This window comes from Comamonas aquatica (assembly GCF_018064205.1).
Lineage (GTDB): Bacteria > Pseudomonadota > Gammaproteobacteria > Burkholderiales > Burkholderiaceae_C > Comamonas > Comamonas aquatica.
Genome location: NZ_CP072916.1, coordinates 2,846,782 through 2,869,060 on the forward strand (window position 1 = coordinate 2,846,782; position 22,279 = coordinate 2,869,060).

General features: G+C 65.4%; 21 protein-coding genes. 3 read left to right on the forward strand and 18 right to left on the reverse strand.

The genetic code is table 11. The features are described 5' to 3' along the window. Positions 1 to 79: 79 nt before the first annotated feature. Positions 80 to 316, forward strand: coding sequence for a hypothetical protein (locus KAQ61_RS13410; protein WP_043380634.1), 237 nt, complete (start codon positions 80 to 82; stop codon positions 314 to 316). A gap of 188 nt (positions 317 to 504) precedes the next feature. On the opposite strand, the gene KAQ61_RS13415 is transcribed toward KAQ61_RS13410, so the two are convergent. The 10 genes from KAQ61_RS13415 to KAQ61_RS13460 form a co-directional block, all read right to left on the reverse strand. Further along, positions 505 to 1,437, reverse strand: a complete 933-nt coding sequence (locus KAQ61_RS13415; RefSeq protein ID WP_210929492.1) for an electron transfer flavoprotein subunit alpha/FixB family protein — start codon at positions 1,435 to 1,437, stop codon at positions 505 to 507. 20 nt (positions 1,438 to 1,457) lie between these two features. Beyond that, positions 1,458 to 2,207, reverse strand: a complete 750-nt coding sequence (locus KAQ61_RS13420; RefSeq protein ID WP_210929493.1) for an electron transfer flavoprotein subunit beta/FixA family protein — start codon at positions 2,205 to 2,207, stop codon at positions 1,458 to 1,460. 168 nt (positions 2,208 to 2,375) lie between these two features. Further along, a complete protein-coding gene (locus KAQ61_RS13425; protein ID WP_244982901.1) occupies positions 2,376 to 3,344 on the reverse strand; it encodes a Bug family tripartite tricarboxylate transporter substrate binding protein in 969 nt (322 codons plus the stop codon). A 73-nt stretch (positions 3,345 to 3,417) separates the two neighbouring features. Then, positions 3,418 to 4,419 carry a Bug family tripartite tricarboxylate transporter substrate binding protein gene (locus KAQ61_RS13430; protein ID WP_210929495.1) on the reverse strand — a complete coding sequence of 334 codons (1,002 nt, stop codon included), beginning with the start codon at positions 4,417 to 4,419 and terminating at the stop codon, positions 3,418 to 3,420. A 101-nt stretch (positions 4,420 to 4,520) separates the two neighbouring features. Beyond that, positions 4,521 to 5,762, reverse strand: a complete 1,242-nt coding sequence (locus tag KAQ61_RS13435) for a CaiB/BaiF CoA transferase family protein (protein ID WP_042418129.1) — start codon at positions 5,760 to 5,762, stop codon at positions 4,521 to 4,523. Between the two features lie 36 nt (positions 5,763 to 5,798). Beyond that, positions 5,799 to 6,605, reverse strand: coding sequence for an oxepin-CoA hydrolase, alternative type (locus KAQ61_RS13440; RefSeq protein WP_042418126.1), 807 nt, complete (start codon positions 6,603 to 6,605; stop codon positions 5,799 to 5,801). An 82-nt stretch (positions 6,606 to 6,687) separates the two neighbouring features. Further along, complete coding sequence (locus tag KAQ61_RS13445) at positions 6,688 to 7,824, reverse strand: acyl-CoA dehydrogenase family protein (RefSeq protein WP_210929496.1); 1,137 nt, start codon at positions 7,822 to 7,824, stop codon at positions 6,688 to 6,690. 144 nt (positions 7,825 to 7,968) lie between these two features. Next, positions 7,969 to 9,168 carry an acyl-CoA dehydrogenase family protein gene (locus KAQ61_RS13450; RefSeq protein ID WP_210929497.1) on the reverse strand — a complete coding sequence of 400 codons (1,200 nt, stop codon included), beginning with the start codon at positions 9,166 to 9,168 and terminating at the stop codon, positions 7,969 to 7,971. A 141-nt stretch (positions 9,169 to 9,309) separates the two neighbouring features. Then, complete coding sequence (locus tag KAQ61_RS13455) at positions 9,310 to 10,506, reverse strand: acetyl-CoA C-acyltransferase (protein WP_210929498.1); 1,197 nt, start codon at positions 10,504 to 10,506, stop codon at positions 9,310 to 9,312. A 286-nt stretch (positions 10,507 to 10,792) separates the two neighbouring features. After that, positions 10,793 to 12,910 carry a 3-hydroxyacyl-CoA dehydrogenase NAD-binding domain-containing protein gene (locus tag KAQ61_RS13460; protein WP_210929499.1) on the reverse strand — a complete coding sequence of 706 codons (2,118 nt, stop codon included), beginning with the start codon at positions 12,908 to 12,910 and terminating at the stop codon, positions 10,793 to 10,795. A 126-nt stretch (positions 12,911 to 13,036) separates the two neighbouring features. On the opposite strand from KAQ61_RS13460, the gene KAQ61_RS13465 reads away from it, so the two are divergent. Beyond that, positions 13,037 to 13,942: a LysR family transcriptional regulator gene (locus tag KAQ61_RS13465; RefSeq protein ID WP_210929500.1), complete on the forward strand. Its 906-nt coding sequence runs from the start codon at positions 13,037 to 13,039 to the stop codon at positions 13,940 to 13,942. Positions 13,943 to 14,059: 117 nt separating this feature from the next. Here the strand turns inward: KAQ61_RS13465 and KAQ61_RS13470 are convergent, their stop codons facing one another. From KAQ61_RS13470 to pyrC, 4 genes are all read right to left on the reverse strand, one after another. Beyond that, positions 14,060 to 14,713, reverse strand: a complete 654-nt coding sequence (locus KAQ61_RS13470) for a YXWGXW repeat-containing protein (protein WP_210929501.1) — start codon at positions 14,711 to 14,713, stop codon at positions 14,060 to 14,062. Positions 14,714 to 14,855: 142 nt separating this feature from the next. Then, positions 14,856 to 15,728 carry a protease HtpX gene (htpX, locus tag KAQ61_RS13475; RefSeq protein ID WP_154163502.1) on the reverse strand — a complete coding sequence of 291 codons (873 nt, stop codon included), beginning with the start codon at positions 15,726 to 15,728 and terminating at the stop codon, positions 14,856 to 14,858. A 198-nt stretch (positions 15,729 to 15,926) separates the two neighbouring features. Next, on the reverse strand, positions 15,927 to 16,811 hold the full coding sequence (locus KAQ61_RS13480; protein ID WP_154163503.1) for an NYN domain-containing protein: 885 nt from the start codon (positions 16,809 to 16,811) through the stop codon (positions 15,927 to 15,929). A gap of 151 nt (positions 16,812 to 16,962) precedes the next feature. Continuing rightward, on the reverse strand, positions 16,963 to 18,006 hold the full coding sequence (gene pyrC / locus KAQ61_RS13485; protein WP_210929502.1) for a dihydroorotase: 1,044 nt from the start codon (positions 18,004 to 18,006) through the stop codon (positions 16,963 to 16,965). A gap of 85 nt (positions 18,007 to 18,091) precedes the next feature. On the opposite strand from pyrC, the gene KAQ61_RS13490 reads away from it, so the two are divergent. Continuing rightward, the gene (locus KAQ61_RS13490) at positions 18,092 to 18,874 is read left to right on the forward strand and encodes a siderophore-interacting protein (protein WP_210929503.1); all 783 of its coding nucleotides are present in this window, start codon (positions 18,092 to 18,094) and stop codon (positions 18,872 to 18,874) included. Between the two features lie 106 nt (positions 18,875 to 18,980). Here KAQ61_RS13490 and KAQ61_RS13495 read toward each other — a convergent pair whose 3' ends face one another. The 4 genes from KAQ61_RS13495 to KAQ61_RS13510 form a co-directional block, all read right to left on the reverse strand. Next, entirely contained in the window at positions 18,981 to 19,721 is a 741-nt protein-coding gene (locus KAQ61_RS13495) for an amino acid ABC transporter ATP-binding protein (RefSeq protein ID WP_045266185.1), read from the reverse strand. Between the two features lie 32 nt (positions 19,722 to 19,753). Beyond that, complete coding sequence (locus tag KAQ61_RS13500; protein ID WP_045266184.1) at positions 19,754 to 20,425, reverse strand: amino acid ABC transporter permease; 672 nt, start codon at positions 20,423 to 20,425, stop codon at positions 19,754 to 19,756. A gap of 3 nt (positions 20,426 to 20,428) precedes the next feature. Continuing rightward, positions 20,429 to 21,184, reverse strand: a complete 756-nt coding sequence (locus KAQ61_RS13505; RefSeq protein ID WP_042418090.1) for an amino acid ABC transporter permease — start codon at positions 21,182 to 21,184, stop codon at positions 20,429 to 20,431. 107 nt (positions 21,185 to 21,291) lie between these two features. Next, positions 21,292 to 22,191: an amino acid ABC transporter substrate-binding protein gene (locus tag KAQ61_RS13510; protein WP_045266183.1), complete on the reverse strand. Its 900-nt coding sequence runs from the start codon at positions 22,189 to 22,191 to the stop codon at positions 21,292 to 21,294. Between the last annotated feature and the right edge of the window lie 88 nt (positions 22,192 to 22,279).

The following is a 22,279-nucleotide window of genomic DNA, read 5'->3' on the forward strand; positions in this document are numbered from 1 at the left end:
CTGACCATGTGGCCGCCCCCTGCGGGCGGCGGTGCGCCCCAGGGCAGACCGTGCCACGTCATAGCTTGGAAGTTTTCAAATGATCGATTGGGTCCCCGTAGTCTTCGTCACGTTCAAGGTCGGCATCTTTGTCACGTGCATGTTCTTCGCCATCAAGTGGCATTACGACCAGGGCAAGAAAAAAGGGGCGAGCCGGCGCGCCCTGCTGCTCACGGGCGGCAAGGTGGCCGCACTCTTCATGCTGGCCCTGCTGGGCGTGATGCTGTTCACCTTCACCCTGGCCAAAACGCTGGGCCTGGACTTGAGCCTGAACTGAGGGCCCTGACGGGGCGGGTGGCTGCCCTGCCTTGCTAGCGCAGAGCGGCGCTGCGAGCCCTGGGATCGCCCCGGGCCATCGGGCCACAATCGGCCTTCCGTGCAAGCCCAGTCAGCGCGAGGTGCTATCAAAACAAAAGGAGCCGCATGGCTCCTTTTGTACGTTCAGCGCAGCCGCTGAAAAGTTCTTTACAGCTTGCCGGCCATCTCGGGCACGGCCGCAAACAGGTCGGCTTCCAGCCCATAGTCGGCCACCGAGAAGATCGGTGCCTCGGGGTCCTTGTTGATCGCCACGATCACCTTGGAGTCCTTCATGCCGGCCAGGTGCTGGATCGCGCCCGAGATGCCCGCCGCGATGTACAGCTGCGGCGCCACGATCTTGCCGGTCTGGCCCACCTGCAGGTCGTTGGGGGCGTAGCCCGCATCGACGGCCGCACGGCTGGCACCGATGGCGGCGCCCAGCTTGTCGGCCAGGGGGGTGATGACTTCGTTGAACTTCTCGGCGCTGCCCAGGGCACGGCCACCGGAGACGATGATCTTGGCAGCGGTCAGCTCGGGGCGGTCGCTCTTGGTGACTTCACGGCCCACGAAGGCGCTCTTGCCAGAGTCGGCCACAGCGGCGGTGGTTTCCACCGCCGCAGAGCCACCGGTGGCTGCCGCGGCGTCAAAGCCGGTGGAGCGCACGGTGATGACCTTGGTGGCGTCGGCGGACTGCACGGTGGCGATGGCGTTGCCGGCGTAGATGGGGCGCTCGAAGGTGTCGGCGGCGATCACGGCAGTGATATCGCTGATCTGGCCCACGTCCAGCTTGGCGGCCACGCGGGGGGCAGCGTTCTTGCCCGAGGCGGTGGCGGGGAACAGGATGTGGCTGTAATTGCCAGCGATGGCCAACACCTGGGCGGCGATGTTCTCAGCCAGGCCGTCCTTGAGGCTGGCGCCATCGGCGTGGATGACCTTGGACACGCCAGCGATCTGGGCAGCGGCCTGGGCCGCGCCTGCGGCGCCTTCACCGGCGACCAGCACGTGCACGTCACCGCCGCAGGCCTTGGCCGCGGTCACAGTGTTCAGGGTGGCGCCCTTGATGGAGGCGTTGTCGTGTTCAGCAATAACGAGTACGGACATGATGTTTCTCTCCTGGACGCTTAGATGACCTTGGCTTCGTTCTTCAGTTTGTCGACCAGCGTCGCCACATCGGGCACCTTCACGCCGGCGCCGCGCTTGGCGGGCTCGGCCACCTTCAGGGTCTGGATGCGGGGTGCGACGTCCACGCCCAGCTCTTCGGGCTTGACCACATCCAGCTGCTTTTTCTTGGCCTTCATGATGTTGGGCAAGGTGACGTAGCGGGGCTCGTTCAGGCGCAGGTCGGTGGTGATGATGGCGGGGGTGCTCAGCGCCAGGGTTTCCAGGCCGCCGTCCACTTCACGGGTGACATTGACCTTGTCGCCCGCGACTTCGACCTTGGAGGCGAAGGTGGCCTGGGGCAGATCGGCCAGGGCCGCCAGCATCTGGCCGGTCTGGTTGTTGTCGCCGTCGATGGCCTGCTTGCCCAGGATCACCAGGCCGGGCTGTTCCTTGTCCACCAGGGCCTTGAGCAGCTTGGCAATCGCCAGGGGCTGCAGCTCGGCGTCGCTCTCCACCAGGATGGCGCGGTCGGCACCGATGGCCATGGCGGTGCGCAGGGTTTCCTGGCACTGGGTCACACCGCAGGACACGGCGATCACCTCGCTGACCACGCCCTTTTCCTTCAGACGCACTGCCTCTTCCACGGCGATTTCGTCAAACGGGTTCATGCTCATCTTGACGTTGGCGATGTCCACGCCTGTGCCGTCGGACTTCACGCGGACTTTGACGTTGTAGTCCACCACGCGCTTGACTGGAACCAATACCTTCATGGTTTTGCTCTTTCAATGATTGTTGGTTAAAACGGTCACCAACGCTTATACAGCAAGCGCTGGCAGCTATGAATTCAGTATTTCAAAATACCGCCATCACGTTGGGTGAAACCTGCGCGATGGCGGCCCTGCCCGCCGCCCTGGCGGGCGGCTGGGGCGCTCACAGACTCACTCCGCTGCCATCCCCTTTTCACGCACCACCTTGCTCCACTTGGCGTAGTCGGTGGTCAGGCTTTGCTGCAGCTGGGCAGCGGGCAGGTAGCGGGCAATCGCGCCGGCACCCAGGATGCGGTCCTGCACGGCCTTTTGCGACAGGATGTCCTTGAGTTCCTTGTTCAGGCGCTCGACCACGGCCGGGGGCAGGCCCTTGGGGCCGAGGAAGGCGCCCAGGGACACGGCGGAGAAGCCATGGATGCCTTGTTCGGCGATGGTCTTGACCTCGGGGATCATGGCCACGCGCTCGGGCGAGCCCACGGCCACGGCCACCAGCTTGCCGGACTTGATGTGCGGCAGGGCCGCGACCAGGTCGGCGTACATGATGGGCACCTGGCCACCGATGGTGTCGGTGATGGCGGGCACGCCGCCCTTGTAGGCCACGTGCTGCATGTCGAACTTGCCCAGGTCCTTGAGCAGTTCCATGCTCATGTGGCCAAAGCTGCCGGCGCCGCTGGTGGTGTAGTTCAGGGCGCCCTTTTGCGCACGCGCGGTGTCGATCAGCTGCTGCAGCGTGGTCACGCCGGGCAGCTTTTCGGGGTTGACGACCATCACGATGGGCAGGTCGTAGACCATGGCGATGGGGGTGAAGTCCTGGGTCACCTCGTAGCCGGTGTTCTTGTAGAACAGCGGCGCGAACAGCGTGGGCGTGGCCAGGGTCATCAGCGTGTAGCCATCAGGGGCAGCGCGCTTGACCTGGCCGGCGGCGATGGCGCCCGAGGCACCGGACTTGTTTTCCACGATGATGGGCTGGCCCAGGCGATCGGACAGTTCCTTGCCCACGATGCGCGAGACCACGTCGGTGGGGCCACCCGGTGGGAAGGGCACGATCAGGGTGATGGGCTTGGTGGGCCAGGCGGCCTGGGCCCAGGCGGAACCGGCCACCACGGTGGCGGCGGCGGCCAGCGCCAGGCGTCGGGTCATGGGGTGTGCGTACATTGCTTTGTCTCCTGTTTGGTTGTCATGCATGCGCAGGGCCAGGCCCTGCGGGGGGGGGTCAGTCCACCCGGGCGTCGGCCACTTCGATCAGCGACTTCCACACGGGTGCGGCCTGCGCATAGGTCTTGGCAAAGCCTTCGGGGCTGCTGAAGACGGGCAGGAAGCCTGCGCCGTCGATGCGCTCCTTGACCTTGGGGTCCTGCGCGGCGTCCTGGATGGCAGCGGACAGCACGTCCACCACTTCCTTGGGCGTGCCGGCAGGCAGGGCCATGCCGACAAAGCCGGCGATGGCGTAGGCGTCATCGGTCACGCCCTGCTCGTAGATGGTGGGCAGCTGGGGCAGCACGGACATGCGGCTCTTGCCGGTCACGCCGATGGCCTTGAGGCGGCCGCTGTCGATGAAGGGCTTGGTGTTCTGCGCGCTGGAGAAGCACAGCTGCAGCTGGCCACCGATCAGCTCCTGGATCATGGGCGCCTCGCCCTTGTAGGCGACGTGGGTCATGTCGGCGTCCATGCTCTTGCTCATGTAGGCACCGCCCAGGTGGGCGTACGAGCCCACGCCCCAGGAGCCATAGGACACCTTGCCCTTGTGGGCCTTCACCCAGGCCAGCAGCTCCTTCATGTTGTTGGCCGGCACCGAGGGGTGGACCACCAGGGTCACCGGGGCCGAGGCCAGCAGGGACAGCATCAGCAGGTCCTTCTGCGGGTTGTAGGCCATCTTGGTGTACAGGAACTGGTTGATCAGCAGCGAGGTGCTGAGCGAGACCACGACGTTGTAGCCATCCGGTGCCGACTTGGCGACCATGTCCGTGCCCAGCATGGCCGAGGCACCGGCCTTGTTCTCCACGATGACGGGCTGGCCCAGCTTCTTGGACACGGCCTCGGCCAGCACGCGCGCCACGATGTCGGTGGCACCGCCGGGATTGAAGGGCACGATGAAGCGCACGGGCTTGCTGGGGTAGGCGGCCTTGGCCCAGGCGGGCAGGCCGACCAGGCTGGTGCCGGCGGCCGCGGCCGTGGCGGCCAGGAACTGGCGGCGGAGGATGGTGATACGGTCCATGTGGTTGTCTCCCTGTTGAACGGAACGGTGGAAGCCGGCCCTCGGTCCTTGCCGCGCAGCCCTCTGGTGAGGCCGTCGCAGGCGGTCCGGCTTGGCAAAAATCAGCCTTGTTGCTCGGGCAGCGTCAGCACGCCCTTGTCCTTCAGCGCCTGCAGCTGCGCATCGCTCATGGACAGCAGTTGCTGCAGCACTTCGCGCGTGGCCTCCCCCAGGGTGGGTGGGGCGTTGCGGATCGGCAGGCGCTGGCCATCCAGGCGGTACGGCGGCGCAAACACCCAGGTCTGGCCAGCCACGGGGTGCGGCATCTGGTGGAACATGCCAGCCTGCTGGGTGCGCTGGCTGGTCAGGGCCTCGTGCAGGCCCGCCACCTCGCCGCAGGGGATGCCCACGGCGTGCATGCGGTCCAGCAGCTGCTGGCGCGGATGGCTGGCGATGATCTGCTTGAGCATGGGCAGCACTTCGAGGCGGTTGCGCGCCCGCTCCACATTCGTGGCGTAGCGGGGGTCTTCGAAGATGTCGGGACGGTCGATGACGTGGCGGCAGAAGGCCTCGAACTGGCGGTTGTTGCCCACGCCGATGATCAGCGGGCCGTCGGCCGCCTCGAACAGGCCGTAGGGCACGATGGACGGGTGGGCGTTGCCGTAGCGCTGGGTGTCGTGGCCCAGCAGCATCGCGTCCAGCGCGTAGTAGCCGTTGATGGTGATGCCGCAGTCGTACAGCGCCAGCTCGATCTGGCGACCCCGGCCATTGCGGCTGCGGCGGTACAGCGCCGCCAGCACGGCCTGGGCGGCGTACATGCCGGTCATCAGGTCGACCACGGCCACGCCGAACTTCAGCGGGGGCGTGCCCTCTTCGCCGTTGATGGCCATCAGGCCGGCCTCGGCCTGGATCACCAGGTCGTAGCCGGGGCGCTTGGCCTCGGGGGTGTCGCTGTTGTAGCCGGCCACGCTGCAATAGATCAGGTCGGGCTTGATGGACTTGAGCTTGTCGTAGCCCAGGCCCAGCTTGTCGGCACCGCCGTGCTTGAAGTTGTGGATCACCACGTCGAACTGCGGCAGCAGGTCATAGATGATCTGCACGCCTTCGGCGCTTTGCAGGTCCAGCGTGATGGACCGCTTGTTGCGGTTCATGCTGTTGTAGTAGGTGGTCTCGGTCTGGCCAATGCGCATGCCCCAGTCGCGCGTGTCATCGCCGCGGCCGGGGTGCTCCACCTTGATGACTTCGGCACCGAAGTCGGCCAGCACCTGGCCGCACAAGGGGCCGGCAAACACCCGCGACAGATCGAGCACGCGCACGCCTTCCAGCGGAAAGTCGATGTCGTCGGGCAATGGTTGGGTGGTCATGTGAGGGTCTCCCTGGGCCTGTGGTTCTTCTGGTGTTTATTGCGTCAACGGCACGCTGGGTGCCTGGCGGAAGCTGGGGGCGCGCTTTTCCAGGAAGGCGCCAATGCCTTCGCGCGACTCGGCGGTCTCCTGCGACTGCACCATGTAGCGGGCTTCCAGCTCCAGCTGTGCTTCCAGCGTGTTGCGGGGGGCCTGGCGGCACAGGTCCTTGATGCGCGCCATGGCCAGTTCGGGGCCCTGGGCGATCTGCTGCGCCAGCGCCAGTGCCAGCACGATGGCCTGGCCGGGTTCGGCCAGGCGGTTGACGGCGCCCAGGCGCTCCATGCGCTCGCCGCTGATGCGCTCGCCAGTCAGGCACAGCTCGGTCAGCACCTGGCGCGAGACGAATTCGGACAGGAAAGCCGTCGCGCCGCCGTCGGGCGTCAGGCCGACCTTCACATAGGCCACGGAGAACACGCTGTCGCGCGCGGCCACCAGCATGTCACAGGCCAGTGCCAGCGACAGGCCGGCGCCGGCCGCCGCGCCTTCGACCGCCGCGATGACGGGCTTGGGGCAGTCGCGCACGGCGCGGATCAGGTCGTGCAGGCCTTCCAGCTTTTCGCGGCGCTGCTCCACGGGCAGTTCGCGGCGCTTGGCCAGCTGGCGCAGATCGCCACCGGCACAGAAATGCCCGCCTTCACCGGTCAGGATGACCGCGCCGATGCTGGCATCGGCCGCAGCGTCCGCCAGCGCAGTGGTGACGGCCGCATAGAACTCGGGCGACAGCGCGTTGCGCGCGGCCACGTTGTTGTTGGAGAGGATGAGCACATTCCCCTCGCGACGAATCAGCAATGCATCGTTCACCGCATGTCTCCTTGGCTTGTTGTCGTGGTCGGTGGGTGCCGGGGCCGGCCGCCCGGGCGCACAGCGCCCGGTGGCCTGGGACTCAGACGGCCTGGCTCAGCGCCATGAAGCGCGCCAGGTGGTGGTCTTCGTCACCGAACTGGTGGTCGATCATGACCAGGCGCTTGGCGTAGTGCGCCAGGGGCAGCTCCCAGGTCATGCCGATGCCGCCGTGCATCTGGATGCTTTCCTCGGCCACCAGCGTGCCCGCGTAGCCCACGGTGTACTTGGCCGCGGCCAGCATCTTGGCGCGCTCCACGCCCTGGGCGTTGTCAATGGCATCGGCCGCGTTGATCACGGTCGAACGCACCTGCTCCACCTCCAGCAGCAGGTCGGCCATGCGGTGCTGCAGGGCCTGGAAGGTGCCGATGGCCACGCCGAACTGCTTGCGGGTCTGCAGGTATTCCAGCGTGTGCTGCTTGGCCACGTCCATGGCGCCCAGGGCCTCGGCCGCCAGCGCCAACAGGGCATAACCCTGGATGTGCTCCAGCACGCCATAGCCTTGGCCTTCGGCCCCCAGCAGGGCGTCGGCACCCAACTGCACGTTGTTGAACGTCAGCTCGGCGGCGCGGCCACCTTCAAAGCAGCTGTAGCCGCGCTTGCCGATACCGGCCGTCGTGCCATCCACCAGGAACAGGCTGATGCCGGCTTCGTCAAAAGCACCACCGGCCGTGCGTGCCGACACCAGCAGCAGGTCGGCCTTTTCGCCCAAGGCCACCACGCTCTTGGCGCCGTTCAGCACCCAGCCTGTGGCCGTCTTGGCGGCCGTGGCGGTGACCTTGTTCAGCTCATAGTGGCTGCCGGGTTCGTCGTGCGCCAGGGCAGCGATCACGCCGCCGGCGATGATGTCGTCCAGGCGCTGCTTTTGCGATTCGGAGCCCGCGGCAATCAGCGCCTGGCCCACGACCAGGGCGCCCAGCAGGGGCTCGGCCACCAGGCCGCGGCCCAGCGATTCGAACACCACGCTGATGTCAAAGCCCGAGCCGCCAAAGCCGCCCGCGTCTTCAGGGAACAGCGCGCCGATGGCGCCCAGCTCGGCAAACTGGGCGTACAGCGCGGGGCTGTGGCCTTCGTCGCCATAGGCCAACTGGTTGCGGTGCTCGATGCCGTACTGCTCCGCCACGAAGCGGTTCAGGCTGTCCGCCAGCATGCGGCGGTCTTCGGTGTGTGTGAAGTTCATGACAAATTCTTTCTACCCAACAGGTCATCTATCCAGATCGCTCGGCATCACCGCTTTCGAGGGAGACACCGAGCAAGAGCCGCCTCGCAGCAAGGGTGTCGTCCCCCTTGGGGGAAGGCGCGCAGCGACTCAGGGGGTGGACATTTACAAGCCCAGGATCATCTTGGAGATGATGTTTTTCTGAATTTCGTTGGAGCCGCCGAAGATCGACAGCTTGCGGTAGTTGAAGTAGTTGGCCGAGGCCGTGGCGGCCTCGTCGATGCCGCCCACCGGCGCCTCTTCGTAGCCTTCGTACTGGGCTTCGTCGATGTAGGGCACGGCATACACGCCCATGGCACGGCGGATCAGCGACAGGATTTCCTGGCGGATCTCGGTGCCGCGGATCTTCAGCATGGAGCTTTCCGCACCGGGCACGCCACCACCGGCCACGGCGGCGATCACGCGCAGGTTGGTGGTCTTCATGTTTTCCAGGTCGATCTCGACGCGCGCCATGCGGGCGGCGAACAGAGGGTCCTGGTTCAGCGGCTGGCCATTCTTGTGCACCTTGGCGGCGATGACCTTGAGCTTGGCCAGCGCCGAGATGCAAAAGCCCACGCCGGCGATGCCGGTGCGCTCATAGGTCAGCAGGTACTTGGCATAGGTCCAGCCCTTGTTCTCTTCCCCCACCAGGTTTTCGACGGGCACCTTCACGTCGGTGAAGAAGACCTCGTTGACTTCCTTGTCGCCGTCCAGCGTGCGGATGGGGCGCAGCTCCACGCCGGGGGTGTTCATGTCCACCAGCAGGAAGCTGATGCCGGCCTGGGCCTTGGCGTCTTTGTTGGTGCGCACCAGGCAGAAGATCATGTTGGCGTGCTGGCCCTGGGTGGTCCAAGTCTTCTGGCCGTTGACGATGTAGTGGTCGCCGTCGCGCACGGCCGTGGTCTTGACCGAGGCCAGATCGGAGCCCGCACCGGGTTCCGAATAGCCCTGGCACCACCAGTCATCGCCGTTCAGGATGCGGGGCAGCCAGTACTTCTTCTGCGCCTCGCTGCCGTACTTGATCAGCACCGGGCCCAGCATGTTCACGCCAAACGGCACGATGCGCGGGCCACCGGCCAGGGCGCACTCGGTGTCGAAGATGAACTTTTCCACCGCCCCCCAGCCGGGGCCGCCGTGTTCCTGGGGCCAGTGGTTGGCGTACCAGCCACGCTCGTTCAGGATGGCGTGCCACTGGGCCTGGTCTTCCTTGCTCAGGCGCTGGCCGGCCTTGACCTTGTTGGCGATGTTTTTAGGCAGCTTGTCCTTCAGGAAAGCCTGCACTTCGGCGCGGAACGCCTCTTCTTTGGGGGTGAATTGCAAATCCATTGCTATGTCCTCAGTAATCCGACGCTGTGCACTCCGCCTTGCCAACCGCGCGGCCCCCGCCAGAGACAGCGAGCAAAGGCCGCCCCGCAGCGAGGCTGTCGTCCCCCTTTCAGGGGGAAGGCGCGCAGCGCCTCAGGGGTCTTAATAAATCTCGAACAGGCCGGCTGCGCCCATGCCACCGGCAATGCACATGGTCACCACGCCGTATTTGACCGACGGGTCCTTGGCCTTGCGGCGCTGGCCTTCCAGCAGGATGTGGCCGGCCAGACGTGCGCCGGTCATGCCAAACGGGTGGCCGATGGAGATGGCGCCGCCATTGACGTTCAGGCGTTCGGTGGGAATGCCCAGCTGGCGCTGGCAGTACAGCGCCTGCGAGGCGAAGGCCTCGTTCAGCTCCCACAGGTCGATGTCGTCCACGGTCAGGCCGTGGCGGGCCAGCAGCTTGGGCACGGCAAACACGGGGCCGATGCCCATCTCGTCGGGCTCGCAACCGGCGACGGCAAAGCCGCGGAAGGCGCCCAGCGGCTGCAGGCCCAGGCGCTCGGCCACCTTGGCCTCGACCACCACGCAGGCGCTGGAGCCGTCGGACAGCTGCGAGGCATTGCCCGCGGTGATGAAGTTGCCGGGGCCCTTCACGGGCTCCAGCTTGGCCAGGCCTTCCAACGTGGTGCTGGCGCGGTTGCAGTTGTCCTGGGTGGCGATGACGTCACGGTAGGTGACTTCGCCGGTGTCCTTGTTTTTCTCCGCCATCTTCGTGGCGCAAGGAATGATTTCGTTGTCAAACAGACCGGCTGCCTGCGCGGCGGCGGTGCGCTGCTGGCTCAGCAGCGAGAAGGCATCCTGGTCTTCGCGGCTGATGCCATAGCGCTTGGCGACCACGTCGGCGGTGTCGATCATGGCCATGAACAGCTCGGGCTTGCGCTCGACCAGCCAGGGGTCCATGTCGGTGGGCAGGTTGTTGCCGGCGCGGATGCCGGAGATGGTTTCCACACCGCCGGCCAGCATGGCGTCCACGCCTTCGGCCACCACGCGGCCCGCCGCGATGGCGATGGACTGCAGGCCCGAAGCGCAGTAGCGCGTGATGGTGGTGCCGGCAATGCTCAGCGGCAGCTCGGCGCGCAGCACGGTCTGGCGGCCCAGGTTGCGGCCCTGGAAGCCGTCAGGGTTGCCGCAGCCGAGGATCAGGTCCTCGATCATGGCGGGGTCCACGCCCGAGCGCTCCACCGCGGCCTTGACGGAAAACGCGGCCAGCTGGGCGGCGGGCGTGATGTTGAACTCGCCGCGGTGCGACTTGGTCAGCGGCGTGCGGGCGGTGGAAACGATGACGGCTTCGCGCATGGTGTGTTGTCTCGGTTGAATTGGTTTGGATAGCTGTCAGCGCTGTTGTTTCAAGGTTTCCCCATACTTTTGATATGGAAAGCCTTATTGTTATTGCGCTTCCAGCTTCTCTTTTTGATGCCGCACCTTGAACGTGCGGCCCGGTGGCCTGGTTTTTATGTGCCCCCGGCACTCCCTGATGGGCCTTGCGGCCCTTCCTCTTTGTGCGCCGCACGCGGCGGCGCACGCCGATCACGCAGCCTGACGGAGGCGGCGCCCTGTGCAGGTGGCCGCCCCTGGGCAGGCTTTAGTCCGCCTGGTTCAGGCTGTCAAAGTTCTTGCCTTCGGCGACCAGCTTTTTCAGCAGGGCGGCGGGCTTCCAGAACAGCGGGTCTTCCTGCTCGAACGCCTGGATGTCCGCCAGGATCTTGTCCAGGCCCTGCATATCGGCCCACTTCATGGGGCCGCCGCGCCAGCGGGGGAAGCCGTAGCCGGAGATGAAGGTCACGTCCACATCCAGGGGGCGCAGGGCGATGCCCTCTTCGACCACCTTGGCGCCTTCGTTGACCATGGCGGCCATGTAGCGGCGCATGATTTCCTCGGGGGTGAACTGGCGTGGCGTCACGCCCTTCTTGGCGCGCTCGGCGTCGACAATCGCCAGCACTTCGGGGTCGGGCTGGCCGACGCGCGCGCCTTGCGGGTACAGGTAGAAGCCGCGGCCGGTCTTCTGGCCGAACCAGCCGTTCTCGCAGATGCGGTCGGCCACCTCGACGTAGCGCGCCTTGGGGTCGCGCGTCGCGGCGCGGCGCTTGCGCGTGGCCCAGCCGATGTCGCCGCCAGCCAGGTCGGTGACCTGGAAGGGGCCCATGGGGTAACCAAAGCCACGCACGGCCGCGTCGATCTCGTAGGGCGAGGCACCGTCTTCCATGAGGTAGTCGGCGGCCTGCTTGTACACGGCCAGGATGCGGTTGCCGATGAAGCCGTCGCAGACGCCGGCGCGCACGGGCACCTTCTTGAGCTTCTTGGCCAGCTCAAACGCGGTGGCCACAACATCGGCCGAGACCTTGGCGGGCACCACGATCTCCAGCAGCTTCATGATGTTGGCGGGGCTGAAGAAGTGCAGGCCGATCACATCCTGCGGGCGGGCCGTGGCGTCGGCAATCGCGTCGATGTCCAGGTAGGAGGTGTTGGTGGCCAGCACGGCGCCGGGCTTGCAGACGCGGTCCAGTTCCTTGAACACGGCCTTCTTGACTTCCAGGTCTTCGAACACGGCCTCGATCACCAGGTCCACGTCCTGCAGATCGTCGTAGCTGGTCGAAGCGGTGTAGCGCGCCATGATGGCGGCCTTGCCCTCTTCGGTCATACGGCCCTTGGCGATCAGGCCGTTGTAAACCTTTTCCACATTCGCCTGGCCCCGGGCGATGGACTCGGCATCGCGCTCGACCATGATCACGGGGTAGCCGGCGTCCAGCGCCGCCACGGTGATGCCGGCGCCCATGGTGCCGCCACCGATGATGGCCAACTTGGCAAAGGCACGCGGTGCGGCGGCCTTGGCTTCGGGGATCTTGGCGGTCTCGCGCTCGGCGAAGAAGGCATGGATCAGGCCCTGGCGCTGGGGGCTTTCCAGGCACTGCACGAACAGGGCGCGCTCATGGGCCAGACCCTGCTCGAACGGCAGGTTCACGGCGGCCTTGGCGCACTCGATGATCTTCAGCGGCGAGAACAGGCCACGCGCCTTCTTGGCGGTATCGATGGCCAGGGCTTCCAGCTCGGCCAGGGCCCCGACCTTGTCGGTGATCTCGATGTCGCGGGTGCGGCGCACGGGGGCGCCGGCCGCCAGCAGGCCGCGGGTATAGGCCAGGCCGGCGGCGGTCACATCGTCACCGTCCACCAGCTGATCCACCAGGCCGGCTGCGGCAGCGGCCTTGGCCGACAGGTGCTTGCCGCTGAGCATCAGCTCGGTGGCGGCCTTCACGCCCATCACGCGGGGGGCACGCTGGGTGCCGCCAGCGCCGGGCAGCAGGCCCAGGTTCACTTCGGGCAGGCCCAGCAGCGCCTTGGGCAGTGCCAGGCGGTAGTGGGCCGACAGCGTCACTTCCAGGCCGCCACCCAGGGCGGGGCCGTGGATGGCCGCCACCACCAGCTTGGGGCTGGCTTCGATCGCGTTGCAGACCTCGGGCAGCGAGGGGGGCATGGCGGGCTTGCCGAATTCACGGATGTCGGCGCCAGCGATGAAGGCCTTGCCCTCACCGATGATCAGCAAAGCCTTCACGGCCGCATCGGGCGCGGCCTGTTCCACGGCGGCCAGCAAACCGGCGCGCACGGCCTGACCCAGTGCATTGACGGGGGGGTTGTGGATGCTGACCACCAGCACCTCGCCATCGAGGCGGGTTTGGACCACAGAAGCGGTGTTGTCGGAACTCATGCGCGTGTCTCCGGAAATCGGTTTTCAGGGAAAAGCCGTTTGTACTACGACAAAGGCTCTTTACAATCACCTCGATAATTGACAGACCGTCAAATAAATTTAGACAATCACCAGGGAAAACCCGCAATGGACCTGCAGTCCCTCACCCTGCTGGTGGAGATCATCGACAGCGGCAACCTCAGCCAGGCCGCGCGCAAGCTGAAGATGACGCGGGCCAACGTCAGCTACCACCTGTCACAGCTGGAAAAGTCGGTCGGCGTGCAGCTGGTCAAGCGCACCACGCGCCGGGTGGAGCCCACCGAGGTCGGGCTGCGCCTGTACGAGCACGGGCGCAACATCCACAACGAAATGCTGGCCGCGCGCGAGACCATCACCAGCCTGGGCCAGGAGCTGCGCGGGCGCGTGGGCATCAGCGTGCCCAGCGGCTATGGCCAGATCGTGGTGAGCGACTGGCTGATCGAGTTCAAGCGGCTGTACCCCGGCATCGTGCTGGACGTGCTGTTCGAGAACCGTGCCGACAACCTGCGTGACGAGGTCGACATCGCCATCCGCGTGATGCAGGAGCCGCCCCTGTCCGTGGTGGCGCGCAGCCTGGGCGATGTGCGCTACGTGGCCTGCGCCTCCAGGGACTACGCCGCGCAGCACGGCCTGCCGCAGACGCTGATGGAGCTGCGCGCCAGCCCGCTGATCACCGCCGGCGTGATGGGGCGCCAGCTGCGCCTGGCGGCCTACCAAGGGCTGGAGCGCCAGGAGGTGACGCTGGAGCCAACCATCATCTCCGAGCACTTTCCCTTCCTGCGCCAGGGCATCCTGGCCAGCCTGGGCGTGGGCCTGGTGCCCGACTATGTGGTGCAGGACAAGGTGGCCACCGGCGAGGTGCTGACCACCTTGCACGACTACCGGCTGAGCATCTTCGGCACACACATGTACCTGCTGTACCTGCCCAACCGCCACCAGACCCGGGCGGTGCGCACCTGCATCGACTTTCTGCTGGCCAAGGCCCGCGGCGAGGTCCAGCCCACGACGGCATGACGCCAGGGCCGGCGGCCATCGCTGCGGCCCAACACCACGGGCCCCGGCCCCGGCCCCACGGCCATAAAAAAACCCGCAGGCCCAGGCCTGCGGGTGCTGTGGGATCGCCGCGCACGCTCAGTTGCGGCCACCCTCCTCACGGTCACGCCGGTGCGAGGGCCAGGCACGCCCCTCTTCCCGCGACGGACGCTCGGGCCGGCCCTCGGGGGGGCGCGGCCGGTCCGGGCGCACCTGGGGGCGGCCATCGCCATCCGGGCGCCATTGCGGTGGGCGGCCCTCCCCACGGTCCGGACGGTCTGGGCGATCGGGCCGCACCTGGGGCGGGCGCGGTCCGTCGTCAGGACGCCAGAACGGCGGACGGGGCCGGTCGTCGGGGCGCACTTCGGGCCGCGAAGGCCAGGGCGCCGGGCGCACCGGCGGTGGCGGCGGCCGGAAATGGGGCCGCGGTGGTGGGGGCGGCACATAGTGGTAGCCGGGGGGTGCCCAGCGCCCAGGGCGCCAGTCATAGCGGTTGCCGCTCCAGAACCAGTCCCCACCAATCCAGATGTAGTTGGGCGCGGGTGCCACAGTGCGGTACTCGACGCGCGGGGGTGGCGGATAGCCATAGGTGGTGTAGACCGTGGTGCTGGAGTAGCCATAGTCGGCATAGCCGTCATCCACCGGAGCCACCACGCAGCCACTGAGCAGGGCCACGGCCCCTGCCACACCCAGCGCCGCCCAGCCGCGAGGGCTGAAGCGGGTCCATCGCACAGAGAAATCAGTCCATCGCATAGCAGCTCCTAACAAGGTGACACATTCCATAACGCAAAACCCCGGCAGCATGCTGACCGGGGTTCTTGTCGAAGCTGTAAAGCGCGGGTAAAGAAGCCGCGCAAGATGTGTCGGCGCAGGCAGGGCCGGCACATCGCACGCCTCAGTGGCTGTTTTGCAGCGCAGCAATGCGCTCTTCGATGGGCGGGTGGCTGGAGAACAGCTTGCCAATGCCACCGGTGATGCCCATGGCCTGCATGCTCTTGGGCAGCTCGCCAGGGACCATGCCACCCAGGCGCGCCAGGGCGTTCACCATGGGCTGCTTGCGGCCCATCAGCTGGGCAGCACCGGCATCGGCACGGAACTCGCGCTGGCGCGAGAACCAGGCGACGATCATGGCAGCCACGAAGCCCAGCAGGATGTCCATGACGATGGTGGTCACGTAGTAGCCAATGCCGGGGCCGGAACTTTCGGAATCGCCCTTGCGCAGGAAGCTGTCCACGGCATAGCCGATGACGCGCGACAGGAAGACCACGAAGGTGTTCATCACGCCCTGGATCAGCGTCATGGTCACCATGTCGCCGTTGGCGATGTGGGCCACCTCGTGGCCGATCACGGCCTCGACCTCTTCGCGCGTCATGCCCTGCAGCAGGCCGGTGGACACGGCCACCAGGGCGCTGTTCTTGAAGGCGCCGGTGGCAAAGGCGTTCGGTTCACCCTCGTAGATCCCGACTTCGGGCATGCCGATGCCGGCCTTGTCGGCGAACTTGCGCACGGTGTCCACGATCCAGGCTTCGTCGGCGTTGCGGGGCTGCTCAATCACGTGCACGCCCGAGCTCCACTTGGCCACGGGCTTGGAGATCAGCAGCGAGATGATGGCGCCGCCAAAGCCCATGATGAAGGCAAAGCCCAGCAGCGCCCCCAGGTTCAGGCCATTGGAGGTCAGGAAGCGGTTCACGCCCAGCAGGCTGGCCGTGATGCCCAGCACCGCCACCACGGCAATGTTGGTCAACAGAAAAAGAGCGATTCGTTTCATTGTGAGTTTCTCCACCAGGGGAAATCGGGCCGATGGCCCACAGCCTGCCAGTTGGGGGCGCTGGCAGCCAGATTCAAGCGCTTGTCACCAGTCCCAGGCTCCGATGTTGTCGTGATCTTATGGAGTGCCTGCCGCGCGATGTGAGGGAGTCATCATAGAAGGAAAAGTTCGCCGGCCCGGCCTGCTGACAGCATCGTCCTACTTGCCGGGCGCGGGCAGTTCCACAAAGCGTTTGTCGCGCACTGCCACGCGCGAGGTGCCCTCGTCGCGCAGCTCGAACATCTGGGTGGCCGCCAGCAGCTTGGTCAGGGTGGCGTAGCCGTAGTTGCGTGCATCGAAGGGCAGCTTGTTGCCGATGTGCGTGCCCACGGCGCCGACGCGGGCCCAGCCGCTTTCGTCCTGGGTGGCCTTGACGGCATCGCGCAGCATGGCGACCAGTTGGCGGTCCTGGCGCAGCTGCTGCGAGGGCACGCGCAGGCTGAAGCCGCAGGGCTGGGCCACATCCAGCGCCAGCGGCGCCCCGGCCGGCGCCGTGGTGGCCGGCTCGGGCACCGGCACGCCAGGCAGATCCAGGCTGTCGCCGGCCTCCGCCTCCTGCGCCAGGCTGCGGCGCTCGGCGCGGCTGGTGACGCCGTCGCCCAGCTCCGACAGGGCATCGAAGTACAGAAAGCGCGAACAGGCGTTGACGAAGGCCTTGGGCGTCTGGCTGGCGCCAAAGCCATAGACGGCCGCCCCCTTGGCGCGCAGGTGCATGACCAGCGGGGTGAAGTCGGCGTCGGAGGAGACGATGCCGAAGGCATCGGGCTTTTCGGTGTACAGCAGCTCCATGGCGTCCACGGTCATGGCCATGTCGGTGGCGTTCTTGCCCTTGGAATAGTCGAACTGCTGCATGGGCCGCAGAGCGTACTCCAGCAGCTTGGACTGCCAGCCGTGCAGGCCGGGCTTGGTCCAGTTGCCATAGGCGCGGCGGGTGTTGATGACACCGAAGGTGGACAGCTCGGTCAGGATTTCATCGATCATCTCCGACGGGGCGTTGTCGGCATCGATCAAGAGGGCGATTCGCGGCTGGACATCGGTGGGCATGCAGGCACTCCTTGGACTGCTGTACAGCCTACCCGAGCCACCGCGGCTTGCCAATACAAAAAAAGGAGCTGATTGCGCAGCTCCTTGCTGGTTTTCAGAGCACTTTGCGCCTGAATTCCTTGCGAATCCAGCGCAGGCCGCTTCTCTTTTTTCAGTCCAGCAGCTTCCAGGGCAGGGCTTCGCCGAACCGCAGCGGCTTGAGCTGGGCACCTTCGCCGTACTCGAAGCTGGCAGGCGGGGTCCAGCTTTCCTTGACCAGGGTGATGGTGTCGGTGTTGCGCGGCAGGCCGTAGAAGTCCGCGCCATGGAAGGAGACAAAGGCTTCCAGCTTGTCCAGAGCACCCGCGTTGTCAAACACCTCGGCGTACATCTCGATCGCCGCGTGGGCGCTGTAGCAGCCGGCGCAGCCCGTGGCCGCTTCCTTGAGGTGGGCGGCATGGGGCGCGCTGTCGGTGCCCAGGAAGAACTTCTTGCTGCCGCTGGTGGCGGCCTGCACCAGGGCCAGGCGGTGGGTTTCGCGCTTGAGCACCGGCAGGCAGTAGAAGTGCGGGCGCACGCCGCCCAGGAAGATGGCGTTGCGGTTGAACAGCAGGTGCTGGGGCGTGATGGTGGCGCCCAGGAAGTCGTCGGCGGCGGCCACGTACTCGACCGCTTCCTTGGTCGTCACGTGCTCCATGACGATCTTGAGCTCGGGGAAATCCTGGCGCAGGGGCTGGAGCTGCTGCTCGATGAACACCGCTTCGCGGTCGAACAGGTCGATGCTGGCGTCGGTCACTTCGCCGTGCACCAGCAGCACCAGGCCCTCGCGCTGCATGGCCTCCAGCGTGGGGTAGATCTTGCGCAGGTCGGTCACGCCATGGTCGGAATTGGTCGTGGCCCCGGCGGGGTACAGCTTGCAGGCCACCACGCCGGCGGCCTTGGCGCGCACGATCTCCTCGGGGCCCAGGTTGTCCGTCAGGTACAGCGTCATCAGCGGCTGGAAGCGGCTGCCGGCGGGCACGGCCGACAGAATGCGCGCGCGGTAGGCCAGCGCCATCTCGGCCGTGGTCACGGGCGGCTTCAGGTTCGGCATGATGATGGCGCGGCCCATCTGGCGGGCGCTGTGCGGCACCACGCAGCGCATGGCATCGCCATCGCGCACGTGCAGGTGCCAATCATCGGGACGGGTCAGGGTGAGGGTCGTGGGGGCAGTCATGGCCGTATTGTCCCATTGACTGCGGTCCTGCAGAAATCCTGCGCATGTGCATAATGAGAAGCACTCTCATTTAATAAAATCCAGCATGACCACCGACGTGACCGCCCCTGCCCCCGCTTTCGAACGCGTGCGCCACCCCTTCAAGGCCCGCCACCTGCAACTGCTCTCGCGCGAGCAGATCAGCCCCGGCTTTCTGCGCCTGACCCTGGTGGGCGAGCTGCGCGACTTCGCCAGCGCGGGGTTTGACGACCACTTCAAGCTCATCCTGTCGCAGTCTGGCCTGGACAAGCCCCTGCTGCCCCAGTTGGTGGACGGCAAGCCCATGGTCGACGGCCCCCGCCCCACCATGCGCGACTACACACCGCTGCGCTGGACCACCAACACCCTGACCGTGGACTTTGCCCTGCACGACCACGGCCCCGCCACCGAATGGGCGCGCACCGCCGCCATGGGTTCGTGGGTGGGCGCGGCCGGCCCGCGCGGCTCGCTGGTGATCCGCAAGGACTTCGACTGGTACTGGATGCTGGCCGATGCCAGCGGCCTGCCGGCCGTCGAGCGCGCCCTGGCCGAGCTGCCCGCCAGCGCCCAGGTGACGGTGCGCCTGGCCGTGCCCGAGGCCGACCGCCGCGCCCTGCCCTCGCAGGCCCAGGTCGACCTGCAATGGGTCGATGCGCTGACCGACGCGGCCGAGGCACTGGCACTGCCCGAGGGCAGCGGCTTTGTCTGGGCCGCCGGCGAACACAGCGACATGGCCGCCCTGCGCAAGATCGCACTGGCCAAGGGTGCCTCGCCCAAGCGCATGCGCATCGCCGCCTACTGGAAGCACGGCGAAGCCGCGCACCACGCCGAACTGGCCGACCAAGACTGATGCAGCAACCATAGCACCCAGCGCAGTCTGCATAAGCACTGCAGGCCTTTGAGGTCATGAAAAAGCCGCTGGTGACAGCGGCTTTTGGGGTGCCTGGGGCCTGCGCTCAGTGCTGCAGGATCTTGCCCAGAAAGTCCTTGGTACGCGGCTGGCGCGCATCGGGGTTGCCAAAGAAATCTTCCTTGGTGCAGTCCTCCAAAATCTTGCCGCCCACGTCCATGAAGATCACGCGGCTGGCCACCTTCTTGGCAAAGCCCATTTCGTGCGTCACACACATCATGGTCATGCCTTCGTTGGCCAGGCTCACCATCACGTCCAGCACTTCGCCCACCATTTCGGGGTCCAGTGCCGATGTGGGCTCGTCAAACAGCATCACGTTCGGGTCCATGGACAGCGCACGGGCAATCGCCACGCGCTGTTGCTGGCCACCCGACAGCTGGCCGGGCACCTTGTCCTTGTGCGCCATCAGGCCCACGCGGTCCAGCATCTTCAGGCCGCGCACCTTGGCTTCGTCGGGGCTGCGGCCCAGCACCTTGATCTGTGCGATCGTCAGGTTCTCGGTCACCGTCAGGTGGGGAAACAGCTCAAAGTGCTGGAACACCATGCCCACGGTGGAACGCAGCTTGGGCAAGTTGGTGTGCTTGGTGTCGTGCACGGCCGTGCCATTCACCCAAATCTCACCCTTTTGGATGGGCTCCAGCGCGTTAATGGTCTTGATCAGCGTGGACTTGCCAGAGCCCGAAGGGCCGCACACCACCACCACTTCACCCTTTTTAATGCGGGTGGAGCAGTCGTTGAGCACCTGGAAGCTGCCATACCACTTGGAGACGTTCTTGAGTTCGATCATGAATAAATCCTCAATCTTTCAGACCGTGCGCATCAACGAATGATGGCGATCTTTTTGTGCAGCCGCTTGACCATATACGACAGGGCAAAGCAGATCACAAAGTAAATAACAGCCGCCGCCAAATACGCTTCCATGGGGCGACCAAAGTTCTTGCCCGCCACTTCAAAGCCCTTGAGCATGTCGTAAGCGCCAATCGCATACACCAGCGAGGTGTCTTGGAACAAGATGATGGTTTGCGTCAGCAGCACAGGCAGCATGTTGCGGAACGCCTGTGGCAAGATGATCAGGCGCATGTTCTGGCCGTAAGTCATGCCCATAGCCTGCCCTGCAAACACCTGTCCCCGTGGAATCGACTGGATACCCGCGCGCATGATTTCCGAGAAATAGGCGGCCTCAAACGCGATGAAGGTGATGATGGCCGACATTTCGGCGCCAATCGGTTTGCCAATGACCAGCGGCACCAGCAAGAAGAACCACAAGATCACCATCACCAACGGAATGGAGCGCATGCCATTGACATAGATGGTGGCAGGCAGATCCAGCCACTTCTTGCCCGACAGCCGCATCAACGCCAGCACCGTGCCGAAGAAGATGCCGCCCAGGGTGGCGATGACGGTCAGCATCAGGCTGAAACCCAGGCCCTTGATCACAAAGTTGCTGATCAGGTCCCAGTTGTAAAACGACCAGTCCAAAGAGAAATTCATGGTTTAGTGCCCTCCCGCCGCACCGGGCGCCACCAGACCAGGCACACGCACGCGCTTTTCAATGAAGGCCATGATGCGGTTGATGGTGAAGGCCGACACGATGTACAGGCCGGTCACCGCCAAATAGACCTCGATGCCGCGACCCGTTTCTTCCTGTGCCTGCATAGCGAACATGGTCAGCTCGGTCACCGACACCGCAAACGCCACCGACGAGTTCTTGAAGATGTTCATCGTCTCGCTGGTCAGCGGCGGAATGATGATGCGGAAGGCATTCGGCAGCAGCACGTAGCGGTAGGTCTGCCAGGTGGTGAACCCCATGGCCATGCCCGCATAGCGCTGCCCGCGTGGCAGCGCCTGGATGCCGGAGCGCACCTGCTCGGCAATACGCGCCGAAGTGAAAAAGCCCAAGGCCAACACCACCAGCACAAAGCCCGAGACGGACTTCATCGCCGGGAAGATGGATGGCACCACGTGGTACCAGATAAAAATTTGCACCAGCAACGGGATATTGCGGAAAAACTCCACCCACGCATTGCCGAAACGCACCGTCCAGGGACGGTTTTCCAAGGTACGCAAGGTACCGATCACCACACCCACCACCAAAGCCAGCACCAGCGCCAGCAGGGACACGGACACCGTCCAGCCCCAGGCCGACAGCATCCAGTCCAGGTAGGTGATGTCGCCGTCCTTGCCAAAACAGCCTTCGCGCACCGTGCGGTCCAGCGTGTCCTCGCAGAACATTTGCCAATCCCAATTCATAGGATTTCCTTCCAGTTAACCACCTTATGCCCGTCTATGACGGGCCCTCCAACGGAAAACGCCCCGGCCCGCAAGATGCAGGTGGGGCGCATCCCGTCGGCTAAGAATTACTTGTTGTAATCTTCCTTAGGCTTGTTGTTGGGGTTGTTCCAAGCATTCTTGGTGGCTTCCGACAGGGGCAGACCCACTGCCACGTTGGCTGGAGGAATAGGCTGGATGAACCACTTGTCCCACAGCTTGGCCAGCGTGCCATCCTTGACCTGGCGGGCGATCGAGTCGTTCACGGCCTTCAGGAAGGCGGGATCGTTCTTGCGCACCATGCAGGCGATCGGCTCGGTGGACAGGGGCTCACCCACGATCTTGAAGTCCTTGGCATTCTTGGACTTGGAGATGTTGCCCGCCAAGATGGAGCCGTCCATCACGAACGCATCGGCACGGCCGGTTTCCAGCAGCAGGAAGCTGTCGGCGTGGTCCTTGCCCATGATGTTCTTGAACTCGATGCCTTCGGCGCGCTTGTTCTGGCGCAGCAGTTGCACCGAGGTCGTGCCCGTGGTGGTGGCCACGGTCTTGCCGTTCAGGTCCTTGACATCGTTGATGCCGGAGTTGGCCTTCACGGCGATGCGCACCTGCTCCACGTAGGTGGTGTTGGCGAAGTCCACGTCCTTCTGACGGTTCAGGTCATTGGTGGTGGAGCCGCACTCCAGGTCCACGGTGCCGTTCACCACCAGGGGGATACGGTTCTGCGACGTCACGGGCTGGTACTTGGTCTCAAGATTGGTCATGCCGAGCTGCTTGCGCAGGTCGGAAGCGATGTTTTCCGCCATGGCCGTGTGGAAGCCCACGTACTTGCCGTCGCCCAGGGTGTAACCCAGTGCACCCGAAGATTCGCGCACACCCAGGGTGATGCTGCCCGACGATTTCACCTTGGCCAATGTGTCGTTGGCTTGCGCCATGGCGCTACCAGCAGCCAATGCCATCACAGCCACGGCCAGCAAATGTTTCTTCATTCAGTGCTCCTCAGATTTACTAGAGACAACGCAATCTCATGCAGCCGACAGCTTACGCATGAGGTCATGCACAATGTACATAATCTGC

Coding starts and splice junctions, on each gene's coding strand:
- KAQ61_RS13480 (WP_154163503.1), bottom strand. CDS start 16,811: ATGCCCACCGATGTCCAGCCGCGAATCGCCCTCTTGATCGATGCCGAC.
- KAQ61_RS13490 (WP_210929503.1), top strand. CDS start 18,092: ATGACCACCGACGTGACCGCCCCTGCCCCCGCTTTCGAACGCGTGCGC.
- KAQ61_RS13465 (WP_210929500.1), top strand. CDS start 13,037: ATGGACCTGCAGTCCCTCACCCTGCTGGTGGAGATCATCGACAGCGGC.
- KAQ61_RS13450 (WP_210929497.1), bottom strand. CDS start 9,168: ATGGATTTGCAATTCACCCCCAAAGAAGAGGCGTTCCGCGCCGAAGTG.
- KAQ61_RS13510 (WP_045266183.1), bottom strand. CDS start 22,191: ATGAAGAAACATTTGCTGGCCGTGGCTGTGATGGCATTGGCTGCTGGT.
- KAQ61_RS13500 (WP_045266184.1), bottom strand. CDS start 20,425: ATGAATTTCTCTTTGGACTGGTCGTTTTACAACTGGGACCTGATCAGC.
- KAQ61_RS13425 (WP_244982901.1), bottom strand. CDS start 3,344: ATGACCCGACGCCTGGCGCTGGCCGCCGCCGCCACCGTGGTGGCCGGT.
- KAQ61_RS13445 (WP_210929496.1), bottom strand. CDS start 7,824: ATGAACTTCACACACACCGAAGACCGCCGCATGCTGGCGGACAGCCTG.
- KAQ61_RS13430 (WP_210929495.1), bottom strand. CDS start 4,419: ATGGACCGTATCACCATCCTCCGCCGCCAGTTCCTGGCCGCCACGGCC.
- KAQ61_RS13460 (WP_210929499.1), bottom strand. CDS start 12,910: ATGAGTTCCGACAACACCGCTTCTGTGGTCCAAACCCGCCTCGATGGC.
- KAQ61_RS13420 (WP_210929493.1), bottom strand. CDS start 2,207: ATGAAGGTATTGGTTCCAGTCAAGCGCGTGGTGGACTACAACGTCAAA.
- KAQ61_RS13470 (WP_210929501.1), bottom strand. CDS start 14,713: ATGCGATGGACTGATTTCTCTGTGCGATGGACCCGCTTCAGCCCTCGC.
- KAQ61_RS13435 (WP_042418129.1), bottom strand. CDS start 5,762: ATGACCACCCAACCATTGCCCGACGACATCGACTTTCCGCTGGAAGGC.
- KAQ61_RS13495 (WP_045266185.1), bottom strand. CDS start 19,721: ATGATCGAACTCAAGAACGTCTCCAAGTGGTATGGCAGCTTCCAGGTG.
- KAQ61_RS13415 (WP_210929492.1), bottom strand. CDS start 1,437: ATGTCCGTACTCGTTATTGCTGAACACGACAACGCCTCCATCAAGGGC.
- pyrC (WP_210929502.1), bottom strand. CDS start 18,006: ATGACTGCCCCCACGACCCTCACCCTGACCCGTCCCGATGATTGGCAC.
- KAQ61_RS13505 (WP_042418090.1), bottom strand. CDS start 21,184: ATGAATTGGGATTGGCAAATGTTCTGCGAGGACACGCTGGACCGCACG.
- KAQ61_RS13455 (WP_210929498.1), bottom strand. CDS start 10,506: ATGCGCGAAGCCGTCATCGTTTCCACCGCCCGCACGCCGCTGACCAAG.
- KAQ61_RS13410 (WP_043380634.1), top strand. CDS start 80: ATGATCGATTGGGTCCCCGTAGTCTTCGTCACGTTCAAGGTCGGCATC.
- htpX (WP_154163502.1), bottom strand. CDS start 15,728: ATGAAACGAATCGCTCTTTTTCTGTTGACCAACATTGCCGTGGTGGCG.